This window comes from Pseudomonas sp. EA_35y_Pfl2_R5 (assembly GCF_963970805.1).
Classification (GTDB): Bacteria; Pseudomonadota; Gammaproteobacteria; order Pseudomonadales; family Pseudomonadaceae; genus Aquipseudomonas.
On the sequence record NZ_CAXAOW010000002.1, the window covers coordinates 104628 to 124042 of the forward strand.

Annotated in this window: 15 protein-coding genes; 7 read left to right on the plus strand and 8 right to left on the minus strand. The window is 58.7% G+C overall.

The genetic code is table 11. The features are described 5' to 3' along the window. The first annotated feature begins 43 nt into the window (after positions 1-43). Positions 44-3001 carry an HD domain-containing phosphohydrolase gene (locus AACX99_RS04430; protein ID WP_339409826.1) on the plus strand — a complete coding sequence of 986 codons (2958 nt, stop codon included), beginning with the start codon at positions 44-46 and terminating at the stop codon, positions 2999-3001. 48 nt (positions 3002-3049) lie between these two features. Here the strand turns inward: AACX99_RS04430 and AACX99_RS04435 are convergent, their stop codons facing one another. Then, entirely contained in the window at positions 3050-3391 is a 342-nt protein-coding gene (locus AACX99_RS04435; protein WP_339409827.1) for a YggL family protein, read from the minus strand. 235 nt (positions 3392-3626) lie between these two features. Between AACX99_RS04435 and dacB the strand changes: the two genes are divergently transcribed. Then, entirely contained in the window at positions 3627-5075 is a 1449-nt protein-coding gene (gene dacB / locus AACX99_RS04440) for a D-alanyl-D-alanine carboxypeptidase/D-alanyl-D-alanine endopeptidase (RefSeq protein ID WP_339410562.1), read from the plus strand. 2 nt (positions 5076-5077) lie between these two features. On the opposite strand, the gene AACX99_RS04445 is transcribed toward dacB, so the two are convergent. Continuing rightward, positions 5078-5551, minus strand: coding sequence for a MarR family winged helix-turn-helix transcriptional regulator (locus AACX99_RS04445; RefSeq protein WP_339409829.1), 474 nt, complete (start codon positions 5549-5551; stop codon positions 5078-5080). 113 nt (positions 5552-5664) lie between these two features. On the opposite strand from AACX99_RS04445, the gene AACX99_RS04450 reads away from it, so the two are divergent. From AACX99_RS04450 to AACX99_RS04470, 5 genes are all read left to right on the plus strand, one after another. Then, on the plus strand, positions 5665-7434 hold the full coding sequence (locus AACX99_RS04450) for an N-acetylglutaminylglutamine amidotransferase (RefSeq protein WP_339409831.1): 1770 nt from the start codon (positions 5665-5667) through the stop codon (positions 7432-7434). 147 nt (positions 7435-7581) lie between these two features. Then, the gene (gene ngg / locus AACX99_RS04455) at positions 7582-9321 is read left to right on the plus strand and encodes an N-acetylglutaminylglutamine synthetase (protein ID WP_445261833.1); all 1740 of its coding nucleotides are present in this window, start codon (positions 7582-7584) and stop codon (positions 9319-9321) included. 60 nt (positions 9322-9381) lie between these two features. Next, complete coding sequence (locus AACX99_RS04460; RefSeq protein WP_339409832.1) at positions 9382-10572, plus strand: osmoprotectant NAGGN system M42 family peptidase; 1191 nt, start codon at positions 9382-9384, stop codon at positions 10570-10572. An 80-nt stretch (positions 10573-10652) separates the two neighbouring features. Further along, positions 10653-13406: a hybrid sensor histidine kinase/response regulator gene (locus tag AACX99_RS04465; RefSeq protein ID WP_339409833.1), complete on the plus strand. Its 2754-nt coding sequence runs from the start codon at positions 10653-10655 to the stop codon at positions 13404-13406. Between the two features lie 67 nt (positions 13407-13473). Then, positions 13474-13722, plus strand: a complete 249-nt coding sequence (locus AACX99_RS04470; protein ID WP_339409834.1) for a YheU family protein — start codon at positions 13474-13476, stop codon at positions 13720-13722. 6 nt (positions 13723-13728) lie between these two features. Here the strand turns inward: AACX99_RS04470 and AACX99_RS04475 are convergent, their stop codons facing one another. The 6 genes from AACX99_RS04475 to AACX99_RS04500 form a co-directional block, all read right to left on the minus strand. Further along, positions 13729-14157, minus strand: coding sequence for a hypothetical protein (locus tag AACX99_RS04475; protein ID WP_339409835.1), 429 nt, complete (start codon positions 14155-14157; stop codon positions 13729-13731). A gap of 77 nt (positions 14158-14234) precedes the next feature. Continuing rightward, positions 14235-15401 carry an MFS transporter gene (locus AACX99_RS04480; RefSeq protein WP_339409837.1) on the minus strand — a complete coding sequence of 389 codons (1167 nt, stop codon included), beginning with the start codon at positions 15399-15401 and terminating at the stop codon, positions 14235-14237. A 128-nt stretch (positions 15402-15529) separates the two neighbouring features. Continuing rightward, on the minus strand, positions 15530-16336 hold the full coding sequence (locus tag AACX99_RS04485; RefSeq protein WP_339409839.1) for an SDR family oxidoreductase: 807 nt from the start codon (positions 16334-16336) through the stop codon (positions 15530-15532). A 105-nt stretch (positions 16337-16441) separates the two neighbouring features. Next, positions 16442-16813 carry a DUF2784 domain-containing protein gene (locus tag AACX99_RS04490; protein ID WP_339409841.1) on the minus strand — a complete coding sequence of 124 codons (372 nt, stop codon included), beginning with the start codon at positions 16811-16813 and terminating at the stop codon, positions 16442-16444. Positions 16814-16938: 125 nt separating this feature from the next. Further along, positions 16939-17262 carry a ComEA family DNA-binding protein gene (locus tag AACX99_RS04495; protein WP_339409843.1) on the minus strand — a complete coding sequence of 108 codons (324 nt, stop codon included), beginning with the start codon at positions 17260-17262 and terminating at the stop codon, positions 16939-16941. A 135-nt stretch (positions 17263-17397) separates the two neighbouring features. Next, entirely contained in the window at positions 17398-19380 is a 1983-nt protein-coding gene (locus AACX99_RS04500) for a polysaccharide biosynthesis protein (RefSeq protein ID WP_339409845.1), read from the minus strand. Positions 19381-19415: the final 35 nt, after the last annotated feature.

A 19415-nucleotide genomic window follows, 5' to 3' on the forward strand; every position in this document is an offset into this window, starting at 1 on the left:
ACTATGCTTTGCGCTTAGTCAGGGCATACAAGGGCATGCGCGGATGCAGCAGACAGCAAGGTCCAAGGAACGACGTTTTCCGCTCCATATCCATATCAGCGTGCTGTTCACCCTGCTGTTGCTGGGTTCGGGTGTGGTGCTGGGATTTTTCAACTACCAGCAAACCAGTAGCATCATCCTCAGCAGCAGCGACCAGCTGTTCAGCCAGATGCGCAAGGAAGTCCAAGCGGATTTGCGCAATACCTACCAACCCATTCGTAACATGATCAATCTGCTGACGCGTAACGAGCAGATCAATGGCCGCGACCGCCATGAGCGCATGATCATGCTGCCGGTTTTCAGCCAAGCGTTGCGCGACAACCCCAAGTTGGCGTCAATCTATGTCGGCTATGCCGACGGCAGCTTCTTTATGGTGCGGCCGCTACGCAGTGAAAAACTGCGGCAGATTTTCTTTGCTCCCGACAACGCGGCGTATCAGGTGTGGAGTATCGACCGCATCAGTGAGCAACGCCTGGATTCTGAATACCTGTTCTTCGACGCGCAGCTGCAACCGATCAGCCGGCGGCAGAACCTCAAGGAGACCTACGATCCACGTACCCGGCCCTGGTACAACAGTGCACTGCAGAGCCAGAAACACTTCACCACAGCGCCCTATGCCTTCTTCTCCACTGGGGAAATCGGCACCACCATCGCCCGCAAAAGCAGCGAAACCACGGTGGTAGGCGCCGACCTGACCCTTGATGACCTCTCAGCCACCCTGGCCGGACATCGCCTGACACCTTCCACCGAAGTGGTGCTGTACAGCCCCGACGGCAGCGCGGTTGCTTACCCGGACAGTGCACGCCTGGTGATTCCCGGAGAAAAGTTGCAACTGGCGCAGGTCAAAGACCTCAGCCCGGTGCTTGCCAGTTTTCTCGCCCTCGGTCTGATTGAGGATCGTCAGGGCGCCGTGCGCCTGAACAAGCAACGTTGGCAAATTTCCTACAGCCAGTTCAGCGAAGGCGGCCCCCAAGGGTTGCGCCTGGCCCTGCTGGCCCCGGAAAGCGAGCTGCTGGCCGATGCCTACCGCATTCGCTGGCAGGGCGCAGTACTGACCCTGGGCATTCTGCTGCTGTGCATCCCTATTGGCTGGCTGCTCTCCAATATTCTGGTCAAACCGCTGCGCTTGCTGGTCGGTGAGGCCGAAGCTATTCGCAGCTTCAATTTCGATTACCCGGCCAGTGGTCGCTCCTTCGTCAAGGAAGTTGACCAGCTGGCGGTATCGATGGGACGGATGAAAGAGACCATCTCCAGCTTCCTCGACATTGCCGCCACGCTCTCGGCGGAAACCCGCTTCGATGCACTGCTGCGCCGAGTGCTGCGCGAAACCGTCGACCTCAGCGAAGCCAGCGGCGGCCTGCTCTATCTGCGCGACAGCAGCAGTGGCCGTCTCGAACCGCACGGCCTGTTTATCAACGAGCTGCAACACAATCTGGAAGAACACCGCATCCCCAGCTTCGATCCAAGCGACCCAACCCTGCCCGACTGGCTTGGGGAAACGGCTACGGGCGGCCCCAGCGTCACCGTGGCGCTCGGCTTCGAGCATGCGCAGGGCTTCCAAAGCTTGCTGCACACCCTCGACAGCCCACGCGCGCACCTGGTCTGCACTGGCCTGCATAACCGCCAAGGCCAGACTCTGGGCGTGCTGGTACTACTGCACCGCGACACCGGTGATGAAGCTGATCTGGCCATGCTGCGCCCTGAGCGCATCGCCTATGTCGAGGCCGTATCCGGCGTTGCCGCGCTGTGCATCGAGAGCCAGCGCCTGCTCGATCAACAGAAGAAACTGCTCGACGCCTTTATCCAACTGATCGCCGGTGCCATCGACGCCAAGAGTCCCTATACCGGTGGCCACTGCCAGCGCGTACCGGAAGTCACTCTGATGCTCGCCCGCGCCGCTGCGGCAAGCGACGAAGCGCCGTTCCGCGATTACCAGCCCAGTGAAGAAGAATGGGAAGCCCTGCATATCGCTGCCTGGCTGCATGACTGCGGCAAGGTCACCGTGCCCGAGTACGTGGTGGACAAAGCCACCAAGCTGGAGACCATTTACGACCGCATCCATGAAGTGCGTATGCGCTTCGAGGTGCTCAAACGCGATGCCTGGATCAGCTACTGGGAACACCTCAGCCTGGGTGGTGAGGCCACGAGCCTCGGCCAGGCGCGCGATGAATTGCTAGCCACTCTGGATGATGAATTCGCCTTTATCGCCCGCTGCAACCTAGGCGGTGAAGCGATGGCCGACGCCGACCTGGAGCGTTTGCACAGCATCGCAACACGCACCTGGACGCGCACCCTGGATGATCGCCTGGGCGTGTCCTGGGAAGAAAACCTGCGCCAGTCACGCACGCCGGCTCCGGCGTTACCGGTGCAGGAAGCGCTGCTCAGCGACAAACCTGAACACCTAATCGAACGCCCCGAAAGCGAACTGATTGCCGACGACAACCCCTGGGGCTTCAAGCTGGACGTGCCGCATTACAAACACAACCGTGGTGAGGTCTATAACCTCGGTACTCGCCGCGGCACCCTGACCAACGAAGAGCGCTTTATCATCAACGGCCATATGGTGCAGACCATCCGCATGCTCAGCCATCTGCCCTTCCCCGCGCACCTGGCCAATGTTGCCGAGATCGCTGGCGGTCACCATGAAAAAATGGACGGCACCGGCTACCCGAAACGCCTGAAGCGCGAGGACATGAGCCTGCCGGCACGGATGATGGCGATTGCCGATATCTTCGAAGCGCTGACCGCCGTGGATCGCCCCTACAAAAAGGGCAAGCTGTTGTCCGAATCGCTGAACATCATGGCGGGCATGTGCAAAGGCGCGCACATCGACCCCGAGTTGTTCGGACTGTTCGTACGGGAAAAGATCTACCTCAGCTACGCCGAACGCTTTCTACGTCGAGAGCAGATTGATCAGGTCGATAACGCTGCGCTGCTGGCCAAGGCGGGCCTGAGCGAATAGAGGGGGAACAACAACGGGGTATGCGTGGCGCATACCCCGCTTACAGCATCAGGCCTGATTGATCGCGTTGTCTGGATACCAGACATCGATCAGTGGGCTGGCAGTGAAATCCACCAGCTCGTCACGGCCTTTCAGCCAGGCTTCAACGGCTGCACGCTGCTCTTCACTGACCGAGCCACGCTTGCCCAGGCACACCAGACCGAAGTCATCGCCGCCGACATAGCCCAGGCCGTTAGCGGTCATGGCGTCACGCAGGAACTGCTCAAGAAAGCTGTCGATGGCTTCATCAGCCAGGTCTTGCTTGAAGTTCAGGTTCAGCTCAAAACCCAGCTCCTGGAATTCATCCACGCAGAGTTTTTTGCGCAGACGGCGGGAACGGTTAGTAGCCATGGAACAATCCTCAAAAGTGATAACGCGCGGCACTCTAGCAGTTTCGCGGCTTGCGCGCCCGCCTCGAAGACGACAGGTCAGTCGATAGCCCACGAAAAATCCCGGCCGATGCCATTTACTGCCATTCAGCTGGAACTGTATTGGGGCATAATTGCCAACATATTCTCAATCCGCGACGGAACCTCTTTACATGCCTCGCGTCACCTTTGTCCCTCAGCTGGAGGGTAGCCGCCCCATGATCAAAACCCTGCGTCACCTGGCCATCGCCGGCCTGCTATTACCCGTTTGTCTGCCACTGGCAGCCGCCACGAGCGGTATCTCAAACAAGGTTCAGCAATCGCTGAAAGCCAACAAGATCAGCAGCCAGTCGCTGTCGGTAGTCACCGTGCCGCTCAACGGCCCTGGCAACAGCACCTTTTTCAATGCTGACATCTCCGTCAACCCAGCTTCCACCATGAAGCTGGTCACCACCTATGCAGCGCTTGAACTGCTCGGCCCGACTCACCAGTGGAAAACCGAGTTTTTCACCGACGGCCAACTGAAGAACGGCGTGCTCAACGGCAACCTGTACCTCAAGGGCGGCGGCGACCCCAAGCTGAACATGGAAAAGCTCTGGCTGATGATGCGCGACCTGCGGGCCAACGGCGTGCTGCAGGTCACGGGCGATCTGGTGCTCGACCGCAGCCACTTCGTACAACCGCAACTGCCGAGCTTCAATGACGACGGCGGCGACGCCAACAAACCGTTTCTGGTGACGCCCGACTCGCTGTTGGTCAACCTCAAGGCCCTGCGTTTTATCGCCCGCGCTGAGGGTGGCAAGGTGCATATCGCCGCCGAGCCGCCGATTGCTGATATCCGCATCGACAACCGCGTCAAAGCCCTGCCGGCAGCCAAATGCCCAGGCTGGCCGGATGTGCGCTACAACCCGGTCACCGAATTCGACGGCACCACGGTCATTGTGACCGGCAAGCTGGCCGAAGGCTGCAGCTCGCAAACCTATTTGTCGCTGCTCGACCACCCGAGCTACGCCGCCGGTGCAATCCGCGCCATCTGGCAGGAACTGGGCGGTAGCATCATGGGCAAGGATCGCCTCGCCCCGGTTCCGGAGAAGGCCCGCCTGCTAGCCCGCGCCTACTCGCCGGACCTGACCGAGATCATCCGCGACATCAATAAATACAGTAACAACACCATGGCCCGGCAACTGTTCTTGAGCCTCGGCGCGCAGTTCCGCAACTCCGCCGATCAGGACGACAGCAAAGCCGCACAACGGGTCATTCGCAGCTGGCTGGCGCGTAAAGGCATTACTGCGCCGCACCTGGTGATGGAGAACGGCTCCGGGCTGTCACGCGCAGAACGAGTTAGCGCACGGGAGATGGCCGCACTGTTGCAGGCTGCCTGGAAAAGCCCTTACGCCGCCGAATTTATGGCCTCGCTGCCACTGGTGGCGATGGACGGCACCATGCGTAAACGCCTGCATCGCACCCCGCTGGTGGGCGAGGCGCGGATCAAGACCGGTACGCTGAATAACGTACGCGCTATCGCCGGTTTCAGCCGCGACAGCAATGGCAACAGCTGGGCCGTTGTCGCGATTCTCAACGACCCACGCCCATGGGGTGCCTCGTCGATTCTCGACCAAGTGTTGCTCGACCTCTATCGCCAACCCAAGGCCAGCAGCACTCGCTAAGCTCACTCCATTTCACCGCACAGCTCGGCTGCACGTAATAGCGCGGCAGTCAGGCTGTAGCGCTCCCAATCGCTGAGCCCCGCGAAGCGTTGCACAAACTCCGGCGGCAGCAAGCTCGGGGCCTGCTGCACCAGCGCCCGACCAGGTTCGCTAAGCAACAACCATTGCTTACGACGGTCCTGATCATCACGCTGACGTTGCAGCAAGCCGCGCTCCTCCAACCGATCAAGCATGCCTGACAAGGTCGCAGCCGTCAGGCTGACCCGGCCACTCAAGTCGCTGGCCGTCAGGCGCTTCTCCCCCGCTAGCACCTGCAAAATCAGCAAGTGCATGGGCGTCAGCCCACCAAAACGACTCACCCGCTTGGCATGCACTTCACCTGCCTGCTGCAGGCGTCGCAGCGCCTGAAACAACGGCAACTCAAAAACAGAAACAGATGACAAATCTATTTCAGTAGAAACCTTTTTAACTAGCATAATCACCTTTTTAATCGCCATTAAGCTTTGACATCAAAGCATTTTTTTGTTCTTCTGTAAAAGGTTCGGCTAGCCCGGACTACTCCCCAACGGCAATACCGGTAAGGAAAATTATGTGCGGAATAGCTGGAGAACTACGCTTTGATCAACGACCGGCCGACCTGGCTGCAGTCGAGCGGATCACCCATCACCTAGCCCCGCGCGGTCCCGACGCGCATGGCTTCCACAGTCAAGGGCCGCTTGCCCTTGGCCATCGTCGGCTGAAGATCATGGATCTCGCCGAAGCGTCAGGCCAACCGATGATCGACAGCGATCTTGGCCTGTCCATGGTCTTCAACGGCGCTATCTACAACTACCCGGAACTGCGTGACGAGCTCAAGGCGCTGGGTTATCGCTTTTTCTCTGGTGGTGACACCGAAGTGCTGCTCAAGGGCTATCACGCCTGGGGTACAGACCTGCTGCCAAAGCTCAATGGCATGTTCGCCTTTGCCATTTGGGAGCGTGACAGCCAGCAGCTATTCATTGCCCGCGACCGCCTTGGCGTCAAACCGCTGTACCTGTCGCGCACCGGCCAACGCCTGCGTTTTGCCTCCAGCCTGCCGGCCCTGATGGCCGGTGGTGATATTGGCAAAACCCTCGATCCAATCGCGCTCAATCACTACCTGAACTTCCACGCCGTGGTCCCGGCGCCGCGCACCCTACTGGCTGGCGTAGAGAAGTTGCCACCAGCCACTTGGATGCGCATCGACGCCCAGGGCAACTGCGAGCAAAAAACCTGGTGGAGCCTGCAGTTCGGCCCGCAACGTGATGAAATCAGCTTTGGCCTAGATGAATGGAAAGAACGCGTACTCGATGGCATGCGCGAGGCCGTTTCGATCCGCCAGCGCGCCGCTGTAGATGTTGGCGTGCTGCTTTCGGGTGGTGTCGATTCGAGCATGCTGGTTGGCCTGCTGCGTGAAGCTGGGGTGGAAAACCTGTCGACCTTCTCCATCGGCTTTCAAGATGCCGGTGGCGAACGCGGTGATGAGTTCCAATATTCCGACCTGATCGCTGAACGCTTTAATACTCAGCATCACCAGTTACGCATTGGCGAGCACGAAATTCTCGAACAGCTGCCAGCGGCGTTTCGCGCTATGAGCGAGCCGATGGTCAGCCACGACTGCATCGCCTTCTATCTGCTGTCACGCGAGGTTGCCAAGCACTGCAAGGTGGTGCAAAGCGGCCAGGGCGCCGACGAACTATTCGCCGGCTATCACTGGTACCCCCAGGTGGACGCCGCCGAAGATGCCTTCAGCGCTTACCGCGCGGCGTTCTTCGACCGTGACTATGACGAATACGCCGCCTGCGTGCAGCCCGCCTGGCTGACCGGCGATGCTGCCGGCGATTTTGTCCGCGAACACTTCGCCCAGCCCGGCGCCGTTGCTGCCGTGGACAAAGCCCTGCGTCTGGACAGTACGGTGATGCTGGTCGATGACCCGGTCAAACGGGTCGACAACATGACCATGGCCTGGGGCCTGGAAGCGCGTACACCGTTCCTCGATTACCGCCTAGCCGAGCTATCGGCGCGCATTCCTGGGCGTTTCAAATTGCCCGACGGCGGCAAGCATGTGCTCAAGGAAGCCGCACGTCAGGTAATCCCCAGTGAGGTGATCGACCGACCCAAGGGGTACTTCCCAGTGCCTGGCCTCAAGCATCTGGAAGGTGCAACTCTAGGCTGGGTACGCGATCTATTGCTTGACCCGAGCCAGGATCGCGGCCTGTTCAACCCGGCCATGCTTGATCGTCTGCTGAGCGACCCCTATGGCCAGCTGACTCCGCTGCGGGGCTCCAAGTTGTGGCAGATGGCTGCGCTCAACCTATGGTTGAACGAACACGGCCTGTAAGAATCAGTAGTGCGTAGGGTGGCAATATAAAGCGCCCCTACGCCGACTGCGGCATAGCCATAGCCCGGATCTAATTCGGGGTTGTCACGGCTCAACCCACACCCCGGCGCAGACCGGGTGTAGCGATAGAGGACGAGGGAATTTCCCATGCGCGCCACTGCCATCAACCAACGTCTATTACGCGGCCAGACGCCCTCCTACGAGCGCCTGCAAGCACGCTTTGCCGAAGCACCCGGCAGCCATCTGGGCCAGCCCAAAGCGGTGCATTGTGGCTGGGGTCGCCTGCTGCTCGGCCACACTTACCCAGATGCAGCCGCCTTGGCCAGCGACTTACTGACCGAGCAGGCGGGCGAGCGCGACATTGCTTTATATGTCGCAGCCCCACATCAGGTGCTCGCGCAGGCACCGCAGCAGCTGTTTCTAGACCCATCCGACACCTTACGCCTGTGGTTTACCGACTACCGTCAGGCACGCCGTGGCTTTCGTGGCTACCGGGTACGCCGCGCACAGAATGAGGCGGACTGGCAAGCGATCAACAGCCTGTACCAGCTACGCGGGATGCTGCCAATCGAGCCAGAGAAACTCACCCCACGCCACCTGGGCGGGCCGGTGTACTGGCTGGCTGAAGATGAAGACAGCGGCGCGGTGATTGGCAGCGTTATGGGCCTCAACCACCACAAGGCCTACCAGGACCCGGACCATGGCAGCAGCCTATGGTGCCTGGCCGTCGATCCGCGCTGCAGCAGGCCGGGGGTCGGTGAAGTGCTGGTACGCCACCTGATCGAACACTTTATGAGCCGCGGCCTGAGCTACTTGGACCTGTCCGTGCTGCACGATAACGAACAGGCCAAAGGGCTGTATGCCAAGCTGGGCTTTCGTGAGCTGCAGACCTTCAGCATCAAGCGCAAAAATGGCATCAACGAAGCGCTGTTCCTCGGCCCCGGCCCGCATACACCGATGAACCCCTACGCACGAATCATCGTCGATGAAGCGCTGCGCCGCGGCATCGAAGTGCAGGTGGACGACGCCGACGCCGGCCTGTTCACCTTAAACCACGGCGGCCGGCGCATTCGTTGCCGGGAATCGCTGAGTGACCTGACCAGCGCAGTAAGCATGACCCTGTGCCAGGACAAGCGCCTGACCCATCGCGCCCTGGCCCGCGTCGGCCTACACCTGCCAGCCCAGCGCCTGGCCGGCAGTGCTGAGGAAAATACCGCCTTCCTCGCCGAACACGGCAGCTTGGTGGTCAAACCTGTGGATGGTGAACAGGGCCAGGGCGTTGCAGTGGACTTGCGCACATCGCTGGATGTGCAGGATGCCATCGAGCGCGCCAGCAGCTTCGATAGCCGCGTGCTGCTGGAAAGTTTTCACCAAGGCTACGACCTGCGCATTTTGGTGATCGGCTTTGCCGTGGTCGCCGCCGCCATTCGCCGCCCAGCCGAAGTGATCGGCGATGGCCTGCACAGTATCGGCGAGTTGATCGACGCACAAAGCCGTCGCCGGCAAGCCGCCACCGAAGGCGAAAGCCGCATCCCCAAAGATGCAGAAACCCTGCGTACCTTGCATGCCGCCGGGGTCGACTACAGCAGCGTGCTCGCAGCTGGACAGCGTCTCGCCGTACGCAAGACCGCCAATCTGCACACCGGCGGTAGCCTGGAGGATGTCACCGACATCCTCCACCCCGTGCTGGCCGACGCCGCAGTAAAAGCCGCCCGTGCCTTGGATATCCCGGTAGTCGGCCTCGACCTGCTGGTGCCCGCAGCCGACCAGCCTGAGTATGTGTTTATCGAAGCCAACGAACGCGCCGGCCTGGCCAATCATCAACCACAACCCACGGCAGAGCGCTTTATCGACCTGCTATTCCCCTTGAGCCAGACACCCAGCTAACCACGTCCCCAGCCCCTCTCCGATAACGCAGAGGGGCACAATCGCCGTAGAGGAGACTCCATGCAGCAACTCCCCGAACCCGACCTCGTCTATCTGCAGAAGGTGCTGCTGGAAATGCTCGCCATTCCCAGCCCCACCGGCTTTACCGACACCATCGTGCGCTATGTCGCCGAGCGCCTGGAAGAGATCGGCATCCCCTTCGAGATGACCCGACGCGGCACCATTCGCGGCACACTTAAAGGCAAGCAGAGCAGCCCGGACCGCGCGGTTTCTGCGCACCTTGACACCATTGGTGCGATTGTTCGCGAACTACAGGACAACGGCCGCCTGGGTCTGGCCGCCGTCGGCTGCTGGTCGAGCCGCTTTGCCGAAGGCAGCCGCGTCAGCGTGTTTACCGATCACGGCGTGATTCGCGGCAGCGTGCTCCCACTAATGGCTTCGGGACACGCCTTCAACACCGCCGTTGACCAGTTACCAATCAGCTGGGACCACGTCGAACTGCGCCTGGATGCTTACTGCAGCACCCGTGCCGACTGTGAGTCGCTGGGTATCTCGGTGGGCGATTTTGTCGCCTTCGATCCACTGCCCGAGTTCACCGAGAGCGGCCATATCAGTGCCCGCCACCTGGACGACAAGGCTGGGGTTGCTGCTCTGTTAACAGCGCTCAAGGCCATCAAGGAAAGCGGTCTGGAGCCAGAAATCGACTGCCACCCGCTGTTTACCATCACCGAGGAAGTCGGCTCCGGTGCAGCCGCCGCCTTACCCTGGGATGTCAGCGAATTCGTCGGCATCGATATCGCCCCAGTTGCTCCGGGCCAGCAATCCAGCGAACACACCGTGAGCGTGGCCATGCAGGACTCCGGCGGCCCCTATGACTATCACCTGTCACGCCAGCTGCTGCGCCTGGCTACCGAAAATGAGATCCCGGTACGCCGCGATCTATTTCGCTATTACCACAGTGATGCACAATCGGCAGTGACCGCCGGCCACGATATCCGCACCGCCCTGCTGGCCTTCGGCTGCGATGCCACCCACGGCTATGAACGCACCCATATCGACAGTCTTAAAGCCCTTAGTCGGTTGCTTGCCGCTTACGTGCTCAGCCCACCGGTATTCTCCAGCGACGCCCAGCCGGCACAGGGCTCGCTAGAGCGCTTCAGCCATCAACTGGAGCACGATGCACAGATGGAAAGTGATACCCGCGTCCCGACTGTAGATAGCCTGTTGCGGCCACGTGATCAGGACGCTTGAAGGGCTGCGCGCATCCGGGCAAAGTGACAGCATGACGCGGGGCCGGATCAGGCCTCATATAAAAGTATTGAGGTCGGTGAATGCCTCGGATATGCCTGGCGGTGGTGCTTTTCTGGCTGTGCGGGCCGGCATGGGCACTGCTGCCTGCCACACTGGACAACACCGACCTGCGCCTGTCCCTCGGCTCATCCATGGCCTATCTGGAAGACCCGCAGGGTGAGCTAAGCGTCGAACAGGTTGGCACGCTGGCTGATGAGCGCTTTATCCCAACCAAGGGCGAACACGCCAACCTCGGCAAAAATGATTCGGTCTGGTGGTTCAAAGTACGGCTGAATAACAGCTTGGCGCAGAGCCTGGCCGGCTATCTGGAAATCAACTACCCGCTGCTCGATCACCTGCAGGTGTTTCTGTCTACTACCGATGGCCAGTGGCAGATGCAGGAAAGCGGCGACCGCTATGCCTTTTCCCAGCGCCCGGTACAGGTGCGCAACTTCTGGTTTCCGCTTGAGCTGGCACCCGGTGAAAGCACCCTGTTGGTTCGGGTCAAAACCACCAGCACGATCTTTATGCCGCTGTTTTTCAGCACCTACCAGGCCAGTGCCGCAGCCCAAGAAAACCTCATGGGCTTCAATGGCGCGTTCTATGGCGTGCTGTTTGCGATGTTCTGCTACAACCTATTCCTGTTTATCTCCCTACGTGAATCAGCCTACTTCTGGTACCTGGCTTACAACCTCAACGTCGGTCTGCTGGCTGCCTGCTTCGATGGCATGTTGTTCAAACTGCTGCCCGAGCATGTAGCGTTCCAGTCGGTGAGCATCTACATCCTGATGTACCTGCACTGCCTGACGGCTATTCAGTTCAGCCGGCACTTTCTGCATGCGCCGCAATATTTCCCGCGCCTGGATACCGGTCTGCGCTTATTGATGCTGGCCTGTGCCGGCTGCCTGCTGGCGGTGCCACTGATCGGTTTCAATGCCTGGAATATTCTGGCCAGCGTCACCGTCTCGCTGGTGTCGTTGGCACTGCTGCTCACCGGTCTCTATGTTTGGCGCCGCGGGGTGCGGTACGGCTCTTACTACACCCTGGCCTGGGCCATCCTGCTGTTTGCGTTTATCCAGGCCACCACCGGCTCGCTGGGACTGGAAGTATTAGGTGTGTTCGGCGCTACAGCCGTGAAGATAGGCGTGACCATCGAGCTGATCACCCTGTCCATCGGCCTGGCCGACCGCATCAACCTGCTCAAAGAGGAAGGCTTCCAGTCGCGCCGCGCTGCCGAGCAGGCGGAAATCGAGAGCCTGGCCAAGAGCCGCTTTCTGGCCAAGATGAGCCACGAGATCCGCACCCCGCTCAATGGCGTACTGGGCATGCTGCAGCTGCTCAAGGAAACCTCACTGGACCGCAGCCAGCGTTTCTATGTCGATACCATTTCCAGCTCCGGCAGTTCACTGATGGCGGTGATCAACGACATCCTGGATTACGCGCGCATCGAATCCGGCAAGCTCAGCCTGGAACATATCGAGTTCGACCTGGAAGAACTGATTTCCGACACGCTCAGCCTGTTCACCGGCCAAGCCCTAGACAAGCGCCTGCGCCTCTACGTCAGCCTGGAAAGTGGCGTACCGCGCCGCGCCCAAGGCGACCCGACGCGGCTCAAGCAGGTGCTAATGAACCTGCTCAGCAACGCCCTGAAATTCACCGCCGAAGGCCATGTGGCGCTGAATGTTTGCCGCCGCAATGATTCTCAAGGCAAACCGCATCTGGTGTTTGCCATCAGTGACAGCGGTATCGGCATTAGCGATCAGGCCCTGACCCAGCTATTCGAATCCTTCGCTCAGGGCGACTCCAGCACCACCCGCCGTTACGGCGGCAGCGGCCTGGGCCTGGCAATCAGCAAGGAGCTGGTGGAAATGATGGGGGGCCGCATCGAAGTGCAGAGCACTCCGGGTCAGGGTACACGCTTCGCCTTCGACATCCCGCAAGCCGAAGAGCCCTTGCCAGCCGACCCGCTGCGCGAACTGCTCAAGGGCCGTACCGCGCTGCTCACTTCCCTCGACGGCCTCGGACTGGACGCCTTGAGCCGCTTGCTGGGCCGCTGGGGCATGCGCACCGAACGCTGTCAAAACCCGGAGACCCTGCTCGGCTATCTGGAAGATTTTGCCGCCCCGCCACTGCTGGTATTGATGGCACCCTGGCCGGGCAGCATCCAGCACTGGCTGGATTCGCTGCGCCCGCTATTACAGCCAGGGCAACGCGCGCTGCTACTTTGTGCACCGGAACAATGCCAGCAATTGCCCAGCTCCGCTGGCCTGCGCTTGCTTGGCCTGCCGCAACCGCTGGCGATCAATGCGCTGCGCAGTGCACTCCTGGAGCTCTATGAAGAGCCGCGCGTTGCTGAGATCAAACCACTGCCGAAAACCCACAGCGACAGCGGTAACGCACCGTGCATCCTGGTGGCCGAAGACAACCCGGTAAATCAGCTGGTGGTGCAGGGCTTTCTGAAAAAGCGCGGCTACAACGTGCGCCTGGTGACCAACGGCCTGGCCGCCCTCAATGAGTACCAGCGCGACCCCAATGCCACGCAACTGATCCTGATGGACTGCGAAATGCCAGAGATGGACGGCTTCGAAGCCACTCGGCAAATACGTCGCCTGGAGCGTCAGTACAACCTGCCAGCCGTACCGATCATTGCCTTGACTGCGCATATCCTCGATGAGCACCGCCAGCATGGCGCAGACGCTGGCATGAATGACTTCCTTGGCAAACCGCTGGACAGTGCCAAGCTGTACAGCACTCTGGAGGCGTATCTACAGCCAACAGAGCCATCCGCCCAGTAACGTAGGCAAACATGGCCAGGCCGAGCCACGCGCGTTAGCATCCGCGCTGCGCTCTGGAGGCCTTACCATGCTGATCCCTTATCACCTGCTCGAAGCTGACACCTTGACCCGCCTGATCGAAGACTTCGTCACCCGTGACGGCACCGACAATGGCGACGAAACCCCGCTGGATACGCGTATCGAACGAGTACGCCACGCCCTGAGCAACGGCCAGGCGGTAATCGTATTTGATGCGGAAAGCCAGCAATGCCAACTGGCACTGAAACGCGATGTGCCAAAAGAATGGCTGGATGCGCTTGAAGCTCTTGAGGATTAAGGCCGGCTAACCGCGCAGACCGCCCTCACGCTCCCACGCGCAACGCACGCGCAACTCACCTTCCTGCGGGCTGTGAAAGCCGCTATCCGACTCCCAGCGAAAGGTGTGCGTGCCGTTCAGTTCGGTTTCCAAGTGCACCACTGCGCTGGCCCAATACAGGCGTTTGAGCAGTGCCTCGAATTGCTTGATCCACAGGTTCCACTCGTATTCCACGGTGCGGTAGCTGGCACCGAAGTGGATCACCTGGGTCTGGTACAGGCCATCGCCCGGCTGCTCGCAACAGGCAAACATCTCCCGCCCAAGAAAACTCCAGGCATCGCCCACTGGTAGCTCATCGAGCACCTGACGGTTAATTTCGCGACGCAAGCGGCTTTCCGCCGGACTGTCAGACGGCCAGTCACGGATGCAACCATAAACGATGGATTCGGACTCCACGCAGGCACTCCAACAAATCAAGGCTGCCTTCTATCACAGCCGTCCTGGCCAAGGAAGGAACTGCTGCCAAATAAGCATCAACCGTGGGCACGCTTCGGTCCGCGGCGCATCGTCCAGGCCAGCAGCGTCATCAATACCGCCAGCACCGTCAGCACCATAAATGGCAATTGGTAGTTGCCTGCCAGGTCGCGCGCCAGGCCGGTCAGCACCGGGGTCAGGCACGCAATGCAGTAACCCATGCACAGCATCATCGCCGTCCAGCGGCTGACCGCCAGTGGCGAGCCCGCCTCATACAACGGCAGCACCAGTGATAAGGCAAAGGAGCCGCCCAGACCAAAGCCGATAGTGACCGCCCACAGCTCAGGCAGCACCGACGGCTGAAAGGTGATCATCGCTAGACTGATAGATGACAACAGCCCACACCCCACCAGCAGCAGGTAGCGGTTCTTGAAACGCTGAGCCAGCCAGGGCAGTAGAAATGAGCTGGGCAAACCCATCAGCATCGACACGCTGAACAGGCTATTGCTGTGCATCAGACTCAGGCCGGCTTCGTGATAACGCGCCACGGCCCAGGTGGCGAGGGCATAAAATAAGCCGGCCTGAATGGCAAAGAACGCGCTGATCAGCCAGGCGCGCGGCTGCCGCCAGGGCAAGCCCAAACCGCCCTCCTCGCTCTCGGCTTCGACACGGTTAGGTAGGCACAGCCAGAGCAATAGCCCGACCACCGCCGGCAATGCCCAGATGGCCAGGCCATAGGTCCAGTCATCGCCCAGCCATTGCGTGGCCGGCACCGTGAGTACCGCACCACCGGCACCGCCAATCGCCATGCTCAGCGAGTACCACCCCACCACACTACCCATGCGTCCGGCAAAGTGCCGTTTAATAAAGCCCGACAGCAAAGGCCCGGCAACCGCAATCGCCGCACCGAGCAACACCGCACTGCCAATCAAAATCGCACTTGCATGCCCCACCGCACGCAACAGCAGCGCCAGCGCAATCACCGCCAGGCACAAGGCGATGGTACGTTCTAAGCCCAAACGCACGGCAAGGCGCGGCGCAAAAGGTGCCAGCAAGCCCATGCACAACACCGGCAAGGCAGTAGTAAGACTTATCAGGCTGCGGCTCAAGGCCAGCTCTTCGGCAATCCGCTCGATCAGTGGCGCCAGGGAAGTGATGCCTGGCCGTAGGTTGATTGCGGCCAAGATCAGGGCCAGCAACAGCATGGCCCGCGGGAAAGGTTTCACAGTAAATCCATCAGTTTCGCGGCCATGCCGACATGACCGCAAACCTTAGAGCGCAAGCTCATCACAGACAACCCCGAACGGTGATTAAGTTGACCGTTAAGTCAACTAATCCACTTCGGCGCAGCCTTTCACTTAGCGCGCGGCGCACGCATCTTGTCGGCCATGGTCGTCATTTCGTTGTACAGCAGCTGCGGATTTTTCTGCTTCAATGCCCAGGCCATGCGACCTTGCTCATGGGGCAAAATCATAAATTCGCCTTTGCTAATCTCTTGGTAGATGTAGTCGGCAATCTCTGCGGCACTGATCGGCGAGCTCTCCAGCAGTTTGCCAACCTGCGCCTTCATCGCCGGCGTCGGGCCGCGGAAGGAATCCAGCAAATTGGTCTGGAAAAACGAAGGGCACACCACATGCACGCCCACTTCATAAATCTTCAACTCAATCAGTAGGCTTTCCGACAGCGCCACAACGCCGGCCTTGGCCACGTTGTAGTTGCTCATCGCCGGGCCCTGCATCAAGGCCGCCATGGAGGCGATATTGACGATCTTGCCTTTGCTCTTTTCCAGCAGCGGCAGGAAGGCCTTGCAACCCTTAACCACGCCCATCAGGTTGATCGCAATCTGCCAATCCCAATCCTCCAGCGACAGCTCGCTGAAGAAACCGCCAGAGGCCACTCCGGCGTTATTGACGATCACATCAATGCCGTCGAACTTCTCCTCGCAAGCCTGGGCAAAGGCCGTCAGCTGGCTGTAATCACGCACGTCGCAACGCTGAGTGAAGCCATCGCCGCCAGCCTCACGCACCATCTGCAGGGTTTCCGCCAGGCCAGGTTCGTTGACATCCGACAGCGCCAACTGCCAGCCCTCACGCGCCCAACGCAGGGCAATCTCTCGCCCCAAACCTGAACCCGCGCCGGTGATCATCATGCGATTTTGCATAGGAAAGCTGCCTTGTGATGCTGTGGTTGATGGGGCCAGTGTAGCTGGGGAAATTATCTTGCCCGCATACCATCATTCAACTGAATAAGGCGGCCTAAGCTCAACTCACGGCCGCCGCCAGTGCTGCCAAAGCAACACGCCATAAATCAGGCCATTGAGCAGCAGAACGAACAGCCCCAAACCAGTCTGAATCTGCGGCGTCAACCCAGTCGGATAAATGATCGGCAGCAAATAGTGCTCAACGAAACCACCGCAGTATCCCGCCTGCCCTGAAGCCAAGCGCAGGCTGTGCTCCAGTGGCGTCAGCGGACAGGGCCAATGCATCAGTTCCACCAACACGCCCCACAAAGCCGCCGGCACATGCAACCAGACCACGCTACGCCAACGCCACAGCAGCAAACCGCCCAATACCACAAAGAGAATAAACAGCAGATGCACAACCACCACCGCATCTGCTGCAACAGCCAACCAGAACATAAATTGCCTCGCTGTTAATCAGCGCCCTATGGCAAACACATAACACGCAAAAGTATTAAAAACATGATATTCAGAAAGCAAAAAGGCCGGTTAATAACCGGCCTTAATTAAAACAACTGAACGCGTTAGTTAATACTCAACTTGTCGCGATTCTTCTCCAGCGTTGCCTCACCAATACCCTTCACTTCCAACAGCTCATCCACCGAAGCAAAGTCACCGTGCTCATCACGATAAGCAACAATCGCCTGCGCCTTGACCTCACCAATCCCCAACAGCTCACGCTGCAGAGTGGCCGCGTCAGCCGTATTGAGATTGACCTTACCGACCGGAGCCACTTCAGCTGACTCAATAGCGGGCGCTGGCTGGGCCTGCGTTTCAGCGGCGGAAACCACCAGGGACATGGAAGCAAGAACAGCGAACAACAGAGAAGACAGTTTGGCTTTTAGCATGTAGTGCATCCTTTCGTTAGTTTTCATCGACGTGGGATTTCCTCTCCACGCTCTGAAAATTAGCTGCTGCTATGCACTTGTCAAATAACCCTATGCGCCCCCCTGACGCGGTCCTGCCTGAAGGGCTGAATAACTCTATGGTTCCATACGTCGCTTCGAATGAATCCAGTCGACAATCTCACCTTCTGGTTTGTAGCCGCTAACCGTCTCGCACAACAACTGACGTACGCGTTCATAGTCATCATGCTCTACCGCATCCAGCAACTCACTCAGGCGCCCCTTGAAAGCCTCCCATGGTAAATGCTCTTCATTGGCTCGCATGATCATCGGGTGCTCAGTGGGGCTGACGTTATCGCCGATCAGCAGCTCTTCGTAGAGTTTCTCTCCAGGACGCAAACCGGTGAACTCGATAGCAATATCACCCTGCTGGTTTTTTTCGGAGCGTACGCTCAAACCACTCAGATGAATCATTTTCTCGGCCAGCTCGGCAATTTTCACCGGCTGCCCCATATCGAGCACAAACACATCCCCGCCCTGCCCCATGGCACCTGCCTGAATCACCAGCTGCGCAGCTTCGGGAATGGTCATAAAATAACGGGTAATGTCCGGATGTGTGACAGTTACCGGGCCACCGCGGCGAATTTGCTCGTGAAACAGCGGGATAACGGAACCGGAAGACCCTAGTACATTGCCGAAACGGACCATGGTGAAGCGCGTCTGGCTTATGTGCACAGCGCTCTCATCATTAAACAAGCGTGGCATAGTCTCATAGCTCAGCGCCTGCAGAAGCATTTCGGCAAGACGTTTAGTGCTGCCCATAATATTTGTCGGGCGTACAGCCTTATCCGTTGAAATCAGTACAAAATTCTTAACTCCAGCTCTAATAGAAGACTGAGCCACATTCAATGTACCCAAAACGTTGTTTAATAACCCTTCCGCAATATTATGCTCAACCATCGGCACGTGTTTATATGCAGCCGCATGATAAACAGTATCAACCGACCAGACGCGCATAAGATCAGACAATCGCGAATCATTACGGATAGAACCAAGTATCGGAACAAGCCTTACGCTGAGGCGCTCTCGGTTTATACGCACCAACAGTTCCGCGTGAATGCTATAAAGGTTAAATTCGCTATGATCAAAAATAATCAAAGCGGTTGGGCTACTACCAAGAATCTGCCTGCACAGCTCAGAGCCAATGGAGCCACCTGCGCCCGTGACCATGACGGACTGCCCAGCAATGCAGCGCTCAAAAAGATCGCGCTGCGGTGGAACTGTATCGCGCCCTAACAGGTCAGCAACATCAACTTCTTGAATATCTTCGACCTTCACACGTCCAGTCGCCAAGTCCATATAACCAGGAACAGAACGCACATGAAGAGGAAGTACCTCAAGGAACTCTAAAATCTCTCGACGCCTGGCACGACTAGCAGACGGAATAGCCAGCAGAATTTCTTGAGCACCGGTTTCTTTGATCATCTGCTGAATATGCTTAGGCTTGTAAACCTGCAAACCTGAAACAATGCGCGTAGCGATTCCATCGTCGTCATCGATAAATGCTACAGGTTCCATAATTCGCCCTGCCCGCAAGGCAGTTACGAGCTGGTTTCCTGCAGCCCCAGCACCATATACAGCAACTTTCAAAAAACCGTCATTACGTGGAATGAAAGGTAGCTGCTGCTTCACAGACGCCCATCCCTCCATAAAATACTGACGCATAAGTAAACGCAGCCCGCCAATCAGAAGCAGGCTAAGCCACCAGTAATTAAAGACCAAAGATCGAGGAACAAGAACTGTCGGCCGGTACCAGTAAATAGTCAAAGCCATAAGCAACGCTGACAAGGATATGGCTTTGAAAATAGTTATCAGTGCATCATTGCCAAAATAGCGCATGACAGCACGATACAATCCAAGCCGAATAAATATGGGAATAGCGATCAACGGTGCAGCCAAGAACAACCAGGCGTGTTGACCCAACGGATCAATGCGCGAATCGAAGCCTAAGCGCAAAACAAAAGCGAGCCACAGAGCCGCCCAAATGAGTATTACATCTGTCACCACCTGAAGACTACGTTTCATACGCCGCGGTAATTTCAACAAGCGTTTACGCAGCATTGAACTTCCCCCCAAGCGGCAGAACGTAATCTACC